At 41.0% G+C, this 13,573-nt stretch carries 11 protein-coding genes and 1 other RNA gene; 7 read left to right on the forward strand and 5 right to left on the reverse strand.

The window, feature by feature from the left end:
• The first annotated feature begins 380 nt into the window (after nucleotides 1–380).
• The 6 genes from ID165_RS18325 (at nucleotide 381) to ID165_RS18350 (ending at nucleotide 4,074) form a co-directional block, all read left to right on the forward strand.
• Nucleotides 381–611 carry a hypothetical protein gene (locus ID165_RS18325; protein WP_192346778.1) on the forward strand — a complete coding sequence of 77 codons (231 nt, stop codon included), beginning with the start codon at nucleotides 381–383 and terminating at the stop codon, nucleotides 609–611.
• Nucleotides 612–728: 117 nt separating this feature from the next.
• Nucleotides 729–819: signal recognition particle sRNA small type (gene ffs, locus ID165_RS18330), an RNA gene on the forward strand.
• A gap of 185 nt (nucleotides 820–1,004) precedes the next feature.
• Entirely contained in the window at nucleotides 1,005–1,664 is a 660-nt protein-coding gene (fsa, locus tag ID165_RS18335) for a fructose-6-phosphate aldolase (RefSeq protein ID WP_192346780.1), read from the forward strand.
• Nucleotides 1,665–1,708: 44 nt separating this feature from the next.
• Entirely contained in the window at nucleotides 1,709–1,912 is a 204-nt protein-coding gene (locus ID165_RS18340) for a hypothetical protein (protein WP_057939972.1), read from the forward strand.
• A 2-nt stretch (nucleotides 1,913–1,914) separates the two neighbouring features.
• A complete protein-coding gene (locus ID165_RS18345; RefSeq protein WP_192346782.1) occupies nucleotides 1,915–2,625 on the forward strand; it encodes a cell division ATP-binding protein FtsE in 711 nt (236 codons plus the stop codon).
• A gap of 51 nt (nucleotides 2,626–2,676) precedes the next feature.
• A complete protein-coding gene (locus ID165_RS18350) occupies nucleotides 2,677–4,074 on the forward strand; it encodes a S41 family peptidase (RefSeq protein WP_192346784.1) in 1,398 nt (465 codons plus the stop codon).
• Between the two features lie 495 nt (nucleotides 4,075–4,569).
• Here ID165_RS18350 and ID165_RS18355 read toward each other — a convergent pair whose 3' ends face one another.
• The 3 genes from ID165_RS18355 to ID165_RS18365 form a co-directional block, all read right to left on the reverse strand.
• Nucleotides 4,570–7,338 (reverse strand): TonB-dependent receptor, encoded by a 2,769-nt coding sequence (locus tag ID165_RS18355; RefSeq protein WP_192346786.1) that lies wholly within the window; start codon nucleotides 7,336–7,338, stop codon nucleotides 4,570–4,572.
• A gap of 21 nt (nucleotides 7,339–7,359) precedes the next feature.
• Nucleotides 7,360–8,445, reverse strand: coding sequence for a phytase (locus ID165_RS18360; RefSeq protein ID WP_192346788.1), 1,086 nt, complete (start codon nucleotides 8,443–8,445; stop codon nucleotides 7,360–7,362).
• Nucleotides 8,446–8,637: 192 nt separating this feature from the next.
• Nucleotides 8,638–10,281 carry a tetratricopeptide repeat protein gene (locus ID165_RS18365; RefSeq protein ID WP_192346790.1) on the reverse strand — a complete coding sequence of 548 codons (1,644 nt, stop codon included), beginning with the start codon at nucleotides 10,279–10,281 and terminating at the stop codon, nucleotides 8,638–8,640.
• 203 nt (nucleotides 10,282–10,484) lie between these two features.
• On the opposite strand from ID165_RS18365, the gene ID165_RS18370 reads away from it, so the two are divergent.
• Nucleotides 10,485–11,171 carry a phosphatase PAP2 family protein gene (locus tag ID165_RS18370; RefSeq protein ID WP_192346792.1) on the forward strand — a complete coding sequence of 229 codons (687 nt, stop codon included), beginning with the start codon at nucleotides 10,485–10,487 and terminating at the stop codon, nucleotides 11,169–11,171.
• Here the strand turns inward: ID165_RS18370 and ID165_RS18375 are convergent.
• Nucleotides 11,131–12,744, reverse strand: a complete 1,614-nt coding sequence (locus tag ID165_RS18375) for a glycosyltransferase family 39 protein (RefSeq protein ID WP_192346794.1) — start codon at nucleotides 12,742–12,744, stop codon at nucleotides 11,131–11,133. The genes ID165_RS18370 and ID165_RS18375 overlap by 41 nt on opposite strands.
• 118 nt (nucleotides 12,745–12,862) lie before the next feature.
• A complete protein-coding gene (locus ID165_RS18380) occupies nucleotides 12,863–13,567 on the reverse strand; it encodes a lipopolysaccharide assembly protein LapB (RefSeq protein ID WP_192346796.1) in 705 nt (234 codons plus the stop codon).
• Nucleotides 13,568–13,573: the final 6 nt, after the last annotated feature.

Here is a 13,573-nt window from a genome sequence, read left to right on the forward strand (position 1 = left end):
AAGCCTTTTATACTATGTCGATACGCAAAATTATACGCAGGGGCTTTCTAAACTTCCTTTTGGAAAGAGTAAGAATGCCACCACCAGTATTTGTTTGCTATTGTTTTCATAAGAATGAGAGCAAATTTAGAAAGGGATTGCGAAGTACAAAGCATCAACCCGTTTTTTTTATCAAAAAAAATAAACCACACTAAAACAAAAAACCGAAACAATAGCTACCCGCAAGCTCCATAACCGAAACGAAAACACATTTAACCCGTTGGTATCAAGTATATAACCTGAGATAAAAATGACCCAAAGCCATCTTCAGATTTGATGGTTTTTACTCAAGCTATAGTCCAATTGGCCCGAATGAGTAGTTTTGTAAAAAAGATTTTACAATGGCACAAGCATTCCCACAGTATTTCAAGCGGATATTTGATGACTACCAAGTTCTGGTTCAGGTAAATCCCGATACATTCACAGGAATAGAACTTATCGTACATCCAGACGGGAAAATTGAGAAAACCGAAATGGAATTTGATGAGGAAATATTCGACGATCTGGCCGAAGATGAATTCATTCATTGCAATGTGCTGGAATTCCAGATGCATCTCGCCAAAACACGCTAATTTCAATTTTGCGATTTCAGATTTCAAATTAATCCGCCTCATAATCAGGCCCGAACCCCATTTCAAAGGGAAAACAGAATACTCTTATTGAAAAGGAGCATTTTCTGCTTACCTTTGCACCGGCGGCACGACCAGCTCCTGCTAAATCCCCCAGGTCCGGAAGGAAGCAAGGGTAGGTGGTTGAGCGGTGCGATGCCGCTTCTTTTTTGATCTATTTTTTTCTGTGACATCCCCAATCAAGTTCCAAATCTTGATTTATCTTCTAACTTTGTTTCCTACAATCAAATCCATTTGGAACCATCCTTTTAAATGGCTTTTATCCTCTTTACGGATTAGTCAAGAGCACAAAGGCCTGACAAAAGCTGTTTCCATACCTATTAAACAATTCAAAATATGAAATTCTTTATTGACACAGCCAATCTAAGTGACATTCGCGAAGCTTACGAACTTGGAGTTTTAGACGGCGTAACCACCAACCCTTCCTTGATGGCCAAAGAAGGCATCAGCGGAGACGAAAAAGTAAGAGCTCACTATAAAGCGATATGTGATATCGTAGATGATAAAGTAAGTGCAGAAGTAATCGCTACAGATTTTGAAGGCATGGTCAAAGAAGGGAAAGAACTTGCTAAGATCGATGACAAAATCGTAGTGAAGATCCCAATGGTCAAAGACGGCCTAAAAGCACTTAAATACTTCCAGAGTGAAGGTATCCGTACAAACTGTACACTGATTTTCTCTGCAGGCCAAGCACTTTTGGCAGCAAAAGCAGGAGCATCTTATGTTTCTCCTTTCATCGGAAGGCTGGATGATATCGCATTTGACGGAATGGACCTTATCGCACAGATTGTTCATATTTATGGCAATTACGGTTTTGAAACAGAAGTTCTTGCGGCATCTGTAAGACATACCATGCACCTGTTGAAATGCGCTGAAGTTGGTGCCGATGTGGTGACATGTCCGCTGAAAGTAATTACCGGCTTGCTAAACCATCCGCTTACGGATTCCGGTTTGGCAACGTTTTTGGCTGACCATGCCAAGGCAGCTGGAAAATAAGTAACGAAAGACCGGCCTACGTCGGTCTTTTTTTAACTTCTCCTATGTATATTATCAAAGTAAAAGGCAAAGCAAAAATCCCTGATTACATTCAGATCAGAGATGAAAACTTTGTGCTGGTAGCTTACTTCAGAGCTGATAGGCCCCTAAAGAAAATCGAGAAATTTGGCTTGGAGGGAAAGGAAAAAGAACTTGAAGCGTTAATACTGGATCTTCCTTTTGGGAAATTGCAAAAATTAGAATTATAAGAATGGACTTCAGTACTCAGCCTGTACTTCAGGTAAACCAAGCGACGATCTTCCAGGGAATTGACCCTATTCTCACCAATGTGAATTTCTCCGTGGAGCAGCATGAATTTGTGTTTCTTATAGGTAGAACAGGCAGTGGAAAAAGCTCCTTATTGAAAACCCTCTATGCAGACCTTGAGCTGAGAAGTGGAAGTGCCGAAGTAGCCGGGTTTACTCTGGAAAACATCAAAACAAAAGACATCCCTTTTCTGAGAAGAAAAATCGGGATCATTTTTCAGGATTTCCAACTCTTCAATGATCGGTCGGTAGCTGAAAACTTAGCATTTGTAATGAGAGCTACCGGATGGAAAGACAAATCAAAAATAAATGCCCGAATGGCTGAAGTTTTACTTTTGGTAGGACTGAACAATGCCTCAAGCAAAATGCCTCACCAATTATCCGGCGGAGAGCAACAGCGTGTGGTAATCGCCCGGGCACTACTCAATGAACCCTCCATCTTATTGGCCGATGAACCTACCGGAAACCTAGATCCGGATGTGGCTGATGGAATTTTTAAGCTTTTTCAGGAAATAAATAAAAAAGGAACTGCTATATTGATGGCAACCCATAATTATGATTTACTTCGTAAGTATCCTTATCGAGTATTAAAGTGTGAAAATGGGGAACTTCAGGATAGTCAGACACACGACGTTTCCTACGGTTCTTCTTATTAAAAGAACATCTTCAACATATATGCGTTTTGTAATCATCCAAAATTCTCTAGTATGAAATCTACCCTACTTTCAAGAGCTTTCTTCTTTTTGATCCTGAGCGGATTACTTTGGAGCTGTGACCAAAACGATGATCAAGACCCTGTTGTAGACCCAGACATTACACTAGAAGAAAAAATCAACAATTGGATTTATGATGTGATGGACGAAGTCTACTATTGGAGAGATAATCTCGGCACCCCCATAGCCGCTACTTCCGATCCCACTGACTATTTTGAGTCCTTGCTTTACCTCCCGGGAGAAGTGGATCGTTTTTCCATAATCTATCCTGACTACCAAGAACTAATCAATTCACTAAGCGGTATTTCACTAGATGCAGGATATGAATTCAAACTGTTTACGCCTGACAATGAATTAGTCTATGCTGAAGTGATTTATGTAAAGAAAAATAGCCCTGCATCGTCTACAGGCTTGAAGCGTGGCGATGTCATCGAAGCCATCAATGGAACCATACTTACTATTAATAATTACAGAAATATTTTAAGTCAAACTGCAACAACCCACACCATAAGCCCACTACGATACAATGAAGAATCGCTGGTATATGAACCACTAAATGATATTTCCCTTACTCCTGTACAACTTTCCGAAAATCCAAATTTCTTAGATACGGTATACACAATTAACAATCAAAAGATCGGATATCTAGTTTATAACTTTTTCGCACCTGGCACTTCTTCAGATGAAACCAAATATGACAGAGAAATGGATGCCATATTTGAAAAAATGAAGGCTGAAAATATCAACAACCTGATTTTGGATCTGAGGTATAACGGTGGTGGATATGTAAGCTCTGCAGTCAATCTAGCCAGTTTGATTGGCCCGGTAACAAGCTCAGATATTTTCTCAAAGACTAAGTATAATAGCTTAGTAATGTCAGCAATACCTTCTCTTAGTAATGTACAAACTGCGTTTTTGACCAAATCTCAAAATCTAGGCAATACCTTAGCAGGCAATCGTCTGTATGTTCTAACCTCTGAGGGAACGGCTTCTGCATCTGAATTGATCATTAATGGCCTCAAGCCGTATATGGATGTCTTCTTAATTGGAGATGTTACTTACGGAAAAAATGTAGGATCCATTGCTATTGAAGATGAAGAGAATCCTGAAAACAACTACGGATTACTGCCTATCGTAACCCAAAGTTTCAATAGTTTAGATCAATCTGATTACAGTACCGGTTTTGAACCAAACATTACTGTACTGGAAATCAGCGAGAGACTGAGAGCATTGGGGGATGTAAATGAAATAATGCTTAGAACCGCCATAGAGGAAATCACCGGAATACCGTCTTCGGCCAGAGTAACCAAACTGGACAGAGTAGAAATCGCCAATACTTTACAAGGAAAAATACGGACAGGAAAAATGATAGAATCCCAGATTATTAAATAATCAACCGGCAGGATTTCCCTAATTCACATGAAGTCTATGGGATTTTCCTGCCTAAATAATTCAAGTATTTTTATGAACACAAAACAGGCTGCTCACTTCTGGGACAGCCTGTTTTTTTATTCCATCCATTACCAAATTGTTAAGTTTCTCATTTCTAAACTCTTCCTTTAAAATAGCTGCTAAATTTGGCACTCAATATTGAATGTTATGGAAACTGTCGCAAGCTTTATTCTTATTTTACTAGTTTATTTTTTGGGTTGTCTAGCACTGATACAAGAGATCATTAGACCTAACAGAAAATTGGTTATAGAAGGTCAAAACAAAAAAGCCCAATGGGTCACTAACTATCCCAAGATCATTTCGCTGAGCTTTGGAATCTCCCTTCTTACCACATTCATTGCATACTATCTATTCCTCCGTTAATACCTTTCCTCTACAATAGAAAAAAGGCAGCCAACTGATTTGGCTGCCTTTTTCTATTTCAAAGCATATCAACTATTCGAATAAATCGAACTTCAACCCGAAGTTCAATCTTGCATTGTAATATTCAGCCTGCATAGTTCTTGACTTAATCCCCTGATAGTATCTCAAAGGCTGATTGGTAAGGTTATTTCCTTCGAAAAACACACGCCACTTAGGTGATAGGGCATAAGAAGCATTCACATCCAAAAATGTCTGCTTGTCGTAATAGCGATCCTCAAAGCTTTCCCCTCCCAATTCATCCAAGTAATCTGAAGCATAATTCAAGGACACCCGGGCTACAAACCGCTTGTTTTCGTAAGACAAAGAAGCATTAAACATATTGTCTGCTGTGCCCGGAAGCTCTATGTCATCATTGTCCCTGCCTTCAATGCCAGTGGTAGAAGATTGGGTATAAGTATAATTCAGATAAATGCCAATTCCTCTCCAAATCTGACGCTGAACCGAAGCTTCCAGCCCGTAGATTTTTGCAGTTCCTCCATTTTCAGGACGGGAATATTGTAGTCCGGAACCAAACTGAGGATCATTATATCCTTGAGAGGTAATGGTATAAACAAAATCGTCAATATCCTTGTAAAACCCTCCAAGGGAAATAAGTCCTACGTTATCAAAATACTGTTCTCCCATCAAATCAAAATTCATAGCCGTAGCAGGCTTTAGATTAGGATTTCCCCTGGACAATTCTTCGTCCTCAGGACTGAATTCAGCATAAGGAACCAAGTCGAAATAATTCGGTCTCGCAATGGTATTTGTCCATGCAAATCTCAAGATACTATTTGGATTCACAGCGTACTTAAGATGTACACCGGGCATGAAATTGGTGTAGCTCTGTTCTCCTTCAGCCGATGAAATCTCTTCGTTATCCACGTCAAAGATATTCCCTATGTAATCTATGAAAGTATGCTCCATCCTCACACCAAAAATCGCCGAGAACTTATCCGAAAACTGATGGTCTGCCATTACATAGCCTCCGGTAATTGTTTCTTTTGCAGTGTAATTGCCGGGAGCATATTCTTCCGGAATATCGCTTTCTTCAAACGACCCGGCATTTCTAAAGTCCAATCCTCCCAAATAGTTAGGATCCATAAAGTGACCGACTTGATAGTTGGATCCTGCCAGAAAATCAGGATCTGAGTAGTTGACATTTGGCACATTCCCGAGAGTTTCTCCAAAAGCTTCCTCATCCACTGGCTCATATTCATAGAAGTTATTGTCGCGCTCTTTATCCTTTCCACGATATCTCGCTCCAAACTGAAGTATACCTTTAGGGCTATAAGGCAGCTTAAAATCCAGCTTCCCATTCAGATCCCGGTCAAAAGTATAGCCGTATTGCTCTGACAGCCCGTTGAATCCTATAGCATAATTATCTGCATGGTTAGCCAAATAAGCATATGGTTTATCAGGATTTGACACATCTACGGTGACATCTTGATTGGAGGATCTGAAGGACGTGTAGCGCTCAAACGGTCTTTCTTCTGATGCCTTAGCAGAGGTTAGAGACCAATCCATTTTTAGTTTATTGAACAAGTGGCTACCTCCCAATGTAGTATTATACACCCGTTGGTCTTCAAGTCTTGCAGCCTTGTTTCTATCACTGTCCACACCGCCTTTTGTCTCATATTCTACACGGCCTTTAGTAAGATACTTGCCCGGGCTCACTTCCGTGAAGTCTCTCTCTTCAAAAGAATCATCGAGCTGGCTTACCCGCATTCTAAATCTGTTTTCCCAATCATCCCGGTGGTTATACATTCCTGAAAGGAATAGCGTATGATTGTCATTGATATCATAATCAAGTGCTATAGACGCTGATCGACGCACACGTTGTACATCATACTTTCTGATATCAAATTCTTCTAGTGCAGCTCCATTTTCATAGTTTTTCCAAACAGCCTCTATATTATCTGAACCAAAGCGGTGATTATTATAAGACCCCGAAAAAATAACACCGAATTTATCATTGAAAAAGCGGTCACCAATGATCACCCCTCCTGTCCAGATGGGTTTGTTGGACAGTAAATTAACCCCAGAAGCGGCCGTCCCTGAAACTCTAAGTGAATTTGGCGCTTGACGTGTCACAAGGTTTACGGAACCACCGATGGCATCTGCGTCCATACTTGGGAGTACGGCCTTGTTCACTTCTATAGTCTGAATCATATCCGAAGGAATCAAATCCATCTGCACATTTCTGTTGTCTCCTTCGGCTGAAGGCAGTCTTTCACCATTTAGCGTCACAGAGTTTAACTGAGGAGCAAGACCGCGGATAATAATATTTCGCGCTTCTCCCTGATCGTTTTGCATGGTGATTCCTGGGATTCTTTTCAATGCATCCCCAATATTGGCATCAGGAAACCGCCCGATTTGGTCGGAAGATACCACATTGGTTATATTTGCATTGTTTTTCTGTTGGTTGAGTGCCTTAGCTTGCCCCTTCAACCGGTCACCCATCACTACAAATTCCAGACTTTCGATGGTAGTCTCATCCAATTTAAAATTCACGGTGGTTGTTTCTCCGTTTTCTATCGTCGCTTTATAAACAATAGAGCCATAGCCCAAGTACGAAACCTGAACTTCATAAGAGCCCTCAGGAAGATCAACGATAGCATAATCTCCCGATTGATTTGTGATCGTGCCCAATGTGGTGTTTTTCAACACCACATTGGCTCCAGGCATAGATAGGTTTTGCTTGTCTATCACCCTACCTTTCAACACACCCTGCGCCAGCACCTGGTGACTCAGGCAAAAAACAGCGATCAAAGTTATTACGCTCAGTAATTGCTTTTTCATAATACGTATAAGAATAAATGATTAGTTTCTGGATTTTAAGATACTGCCCGCTATGTCCTCCCAGCGGTAGATCTGGAAAGTCCTGTCATCCGACATGGCTACGAAAAGTCCGTGTGGAAAATCCGTCCCTAAAGGCACACTGATGGATTCTGATCCATCACTTGAATTTGTACTGGTGGAGATCTTGGTGATCAATGCATGCTCATGCGGATTGGAAGCACTCCCCTCTCTTGGGAACACGTGGAAAAGATTTGCCCCTTGGTCAGACACCAGGATGTAACCTGTGCTATCGTCCAGTTTGTAAATAGAAATCCCTTCGTGATCATCCGAGAAACCTTCCTGTGCAAAAAAGGCTAGCTCTTCATTTCCCTTCTCCGGGTCAGCATAATACTTTCTCACACCCGCCCCTTCGTCAGAGTAATAGATGTAACCAAGCTCATTATCCACGGCGATTGCCTCGATTTCCTTCTTCCCGGAATAGGCTCCAAACTTTCTCACAAGGTTTAGTTTGAGCTCACCGTCTTGACCCAATACCTCGTATTGCCATAGGTAGGTGCCATCAGTCGGTCCATTTTTTCGTCCTGCGATGACAAAGGTTTTCCCCGTGGTCTTATCCTGAAAAAGTGCTACCCCCATCAAGTCTCTGTAGTCAGGGCCTTTTTCGTCATGATACACCTCGATTCCTCCAGTGTTGATTTCTTTCATATCGGGAAGACTGAAAAACCTCAACTTGGAAGTCATTCGCTCTCCTGTGACAGCAAAATCAACCATCCTATCTCCTAGATTCAATCCGTATCCCACATCTACATTGTTGGGACGCTGTATATCCCGCACGATAAGCGAGTCGATTGCTTTACCTTTCAGGTCAAATACATACAGGGCTCCTTCGGCATCTTTGTCTGTGCCGATGATTAGGCTTTTGGATGGATCCGTGGGATTGACCCAAATCGCAGGATCGTCGGTATCATGAATAACCGAATCAGTAATGTAGATCGGTTTGACTAGGCTTTGCTCAGCAGACACCTCATTTTGTTGGACCGGCTTGCTGCAGGAACCCGCTAAAATCCCCAGTGCGGACAAGCCATAAATCAGTTTACTTTTTGACATAAGATTTGAATGGTTTTGATGCTACAATGTTAGCTTGAGAAGCAGCTACTGACTACGAATGGCTGTTATCAATTGAGCAACAATTGAAAAAGTGACCGTTAACAAAACCTAAACAGGATCTGAAAAAATGGAATCAAAAAATTGATTTTCAATTACTTACTAAATGTTAAAAAGAGATTAACAAATTGTAAATCATATACAAAGAATAAATTGCTGTAAGCTATCCCCCTTTTCCAAGTTCAATTTCTTGCGGAGTCTATACCGTGAAATACGCAAGCTATCCATGGAAATACCAAGCGAGGACGCGATCTCTTTTGAATTAAGATTCAATCGCATCAGGCTTGCCAATTTCATCTCGGCAGGAGTCAATCCCCCTGTACGCTGTTGAATATTCCTGAAAAAATCCTGGTGCACTTTCTCAAAACTATGCTTGAAATCTTCCCAATCTGTATCGTGGGAAAAATTGAAATCAATTTGCTTGATGAGATTTCTGATCTTCTTCTTTTGCTCTTTTGAGTCTTCTTCTAAAATATTCTTCAGCTTAGACTGTATGTCTTCAAGCATTTGATTTTTATCGATGACATGCAATGTCTGCGCAGTGAGTGCTTTGGAATGGGATTTTTCTTCTGCTTCCATCTTCAATTCCAGCAGCTGCATATTCTGTTGCTCCGTAGCAATCAATTGCTCTTTCACCTGAAGTATTTCCTGATGACGCTCCAGTAATTCCTTGTTACTTCGGATTTTGAGCTTCTGCCTTGTGAAAATCACCCAACCCAGCACACACATCAAGCCCACCAAAAACAAAAGAAGCCATTTTACTATGGCATCGAAATCATGCATTTGCTCTAGCTGAATGATCTGTTGGTTTTTAGCATATAGACGGTTTTGGGCTTCCTGAATTCCCAATTGCCTAGCGGATTCTTCAGAATAAACCAAGTCACTTAATCTACGGCTTTGTTCCAAAAAATTATAGGCATTTTCATAATCCCGCATCTCAGCATATCCTTTCGATATATCCACCACAGCACTTCTCTGCTGATACAAATATCCAAGCCTTTCACTCATCTCAGCAGCTCTTACGGAATAGAGTAAGCCTTCTTCCGGCTTTCCCGTTTTACGCAGCACGTCACCAAGATTATTGAGATTCCCAATGATGCGAAGACTATCTCCTAGGAACGTATTCAAGATATATGCCTTATGAAAATTGACATAGGCAGAATCATATTGCTCCAAGTCTTCATAAATACTTCCGATATTTTCTCTGACAAAAGCCAGCTGGTAATTCAGGGTTAGCTTCTCAAAAATCCTCAATGCTTCCTGTTGATTTGCTAAGGCTTCGGGATACAAACCCATTTTCTCATACATCCCACCGATGAAACTTTTTGTCTCAGCTATACCTTCTGAGTCCTTAAGCTGATGATAAATACCCAATGCAGCCTCATGTCGTAGAAGTGCATCTTCAGGTGTTTTAATTTTATAATAGACTTCTCCCAAAGCATTATTTACCCGAGCCAAAAGTGCCGGCAATCTATGATCTTGGAAAATATGTTCAGCCTCGTAGAATGCCTCTGCAGAGGGCTGAAAAAGACCGAATCTCAATAGAATCTGTCCCCGTAGTAACTGAGCTTTCCCAACCATAGTATCCAGGGTCATAAGCTTACTTTTTCCCAAAATTTCTGTGGCAAGCAAGAATGCCTTATCAGGCTTACTCTTAGCCAATCGCTCTGCCGAATCCAGTTTTGAGTCAATTATATAAGGTGTTTGAGCCTGTGTGAAGTGGATACTCCACGCAAAAAGAATGATCGCGGAACACGTAAATAAAACCAATCCCTTCATAACGGGCCAAGTTCAGCGTATCCGGAATAAAAACGATTAAGCCAACGTTGCCATTTGGTTAAACTTCACCTCATTCCAAATCCTGCCCTGCGGGTAAAACTTACACTAATCTTCATTTTTTAGCCAGCGATTTCAAGGAAGATTGACCATGGCTTAAACCTGAGTTTTTACGTGACTTTTACATTTGATCAGAATCCTGATCGATGAGAAAGAAAAAGTACTCCGCACCGGTTTTTGCCTATTTGTATTTTCAAATCCTAATTGTCTTGCTTGTCTTGCTCTTGAGGACAGAAAAAGGCACACTCGAGTTATGGATCAACAGCTACCATAACGTCCCCTCGGATATTTTCTTCAAAAACATCACCCACCTCGGTGATGGGATTATTTTAATAGCCCCAATTTTAGTTTTACTTTTCGTACGCTATAGCTACACCATATTACTTACATGGGCCACGTTGATTCATATGCTGGTGGTAGTGTTATGCAAAAGAATCCTCTTCCATGGTATTCCCCGACCCGCGGAATACTTAGCAGACATTCCCTTCTACACTGTTCCGGGAGTATCTCTCCATCACTGGAACAGCTTTCCTTCCGGGCATACAGCCTCTGCTTTTATGCTAGCTTGTATACTTTCCATGATTTTTTCCAAAAAAGTATGGCCTCAAATCATTTTTTTACTTACCGCTATTCTAATTGGATTCAGCCGGGTCTACCTTATGCAGCATTTTTTCATGGATGTACTGGCAGGTTCGTTAGCCGGTGTCTGGTCGGCTTTTGCCGCAAGATGGATTACACTTAGCTTTTTCTCTTCAAAAAAGTACAGACGAAGTCTTTATCCCAAGCGGAAAGTCATTCTACAGGATTTGGGACAACCTCAAGCCTCTGCTTAGAATTCTGATCAGGCTTTCTTATCCGCAGCAAAACGGTAGTTGGACTTTCAAACAAATCCCTTCCTTCAAAAATCAACTCGTAAGAATACCCCAACTCCTTAAACTCATCCAAATTTCTTTTCCTCAGGATGACTATTCCTTCACTCACTTGGCCGACATGCTTACTTCCCAACTCTTTTATCTCCTTTTGGAGAGTAAAAGCAAATGATGGATTGAATTCCTTGAAATGGTAAAAGTCAAGCTCCCTAAATTGCTCCACCCCCGAGGAAATAACAGGATTTTTCCTATCCAACACAGGAAATGCCAAGTATAAGAACATAAGACTTACAGAAACAAACCCTAAACAAAGTACGACCCAATGAAGCACCCACCTCTCTTTAAACCAGAAAAAGACACTCCCTATACCAATTAAGCTACCGGTAAAAAAATACAATCCTACGTAGGCACTTTCAGCATATTCCATATTGGCTTTTAGTCCAAAATAGATCCCAAAAGGCAAAACACAGAGAAAAATCACCCCAACTAATCCAGGCCACTTCACCCGCTCCCATTCTTTGCCATCCCTTAACAGCCAGCCAATAACAATGGCTAAAAAAGGATATGACGGAGCAGTATAATTGGGAAGTTTAGTTCCGGATATCATGAAAAAACAGATCGTAAGAAAGGAGAAAATCAGCGAAATTTTAACTAAATCCGGCACAGAGGAATAGACAACAAGGGATCTGAAAGAAGATACTATGACCAAAGACCCAGGCATCATCCCTAGCAAAACATAAAGTAAGGTAAGGTAAAATCCTCCTCCGTGTCCTTCCATAGGCGCAGAAAACCGACTGAGGTTATGCTTGAAAAAAAACTCCTGAACCCAGACACCATCTGTTTTCCAAGCAATCAAAAAATACCAAGGAAGAGCTACAGCAAGAAAAATGACTATCGCCATAGGGTCTAATACTGATTTGAATCTCTTCCAGAATCCTTTTTTCTGAAAGAGGAAAAACAACAAGATTGTACCTGCTATCAATGCCAAGGCAACAGGTCCTTTGCTCAAAACAGCTAAGCCCAGCGTTAGTGCCATCCACCTCAAATAGGATTTATTTTCCTGGTTTCCCTCCCAGTGCCTAACAAAAAACAATAAAGAAGCCGTAAGAAAAAAAATCAAAAATGGGTCGGGAACAGCCAGATGAAACTGAATAACCCAATGAACAGACGCCAACAAAATGACTCCTGAGGTCAATGCTGCAAGTCTGCCAAAATGTCTATCCACCGTAAAATAAACCAAGCATACCGTAAGCCATCCCATCAAAGCCGGAAAAAATCTGGCAGCAAAAGGCGTGACCCCAAAAAACTGATAGGCTAGTCCAAAAAAATAATAGTGCAGTGGCGGCTTGTCATACCTGGGATACCCATTGAACGTAGGCAAAATCCAATCCGATGACTGCCACATTTCAAAGCCGGCGGTAGCATTTTTGGCTTCATCCAATATATAAATACTCAATGCTCCCAATTGGGAGAAATGAATAAACAGTGCCAAAATCAAAAAAACGACAGTTACCCATTGATGCTCAAGCCACTTCATATAAGTAAAGGAACAGTGAAAAACAGATATTCAGATCAATTCCTTATTAAGGATTTATTAGCTTTTAGACAAAAAAACCGGCAATTTCTGCCGGTCTTATGATTGATAATTGGGTTAATCAATTTGTTTTTGCAAGATTTTCTTTTGCAAGATCAAATTCAGGATCTAGAGAAATAGCTTCTTCAAAGGCAGCTTTCGCTTCAACTTTAGAACCTTGATCCAAATAGATCATTCCTTTTAGATTCAATGCCGCAGCTTTCATACTGATTTCCTGAGTTTCTGTTTGAGATTTTGGAAAGCCTACCTTATCATCGGGTTTAGAGTTCTTCACCAAGATATTCATGGAATTCAGTGCCTCAGAATACTTCTTTAAACTGTACTGAATGAAGCCTGATTTGTAAAGGCTGAAATTATCCCCGCTGAGCAAGTACAGACTTTCGAAATACGGCAGAGATTTCTCCAACGCCCCCACCTGTTCCAACGAGTATGCCGCTATCTCTAAAGAGGCAACGTTTTTGTCATTGACTTTCAATACGTCCATGGAAACCAGTGCTGCGGACATGGCTTGCCCTGCTTCATAATACAGCGAACCAAGCATCTCCACATAACGAATATCATCAGGGTTTCTGGCTATCAAATGGTAAAGCGAACTCTTGGCAGAAGCTACATCATTGTAACGTAAAGCCAATTGATACGCAGCCTGATCAGATGCATTCAAGGTCCTTTTTAATTTCGGGTCGAGTCTGGACACAGAATCGGCAGTCTGGGCAATGGCAGTGCTGGCACAAAAGGCCATAAGCAGCATGAATAGTACGCGCTTCATTTGAAT

It is taken from the genome of Algoriphagus sp. Y33 (assembly GCF_014838715.1).
Taxonomy (GTDB): domain Bacteria; phylum Bacteroidota; class Bacteroidia; order Cytophagales; family Cyclobacteriaceae; genus Algoriphagus.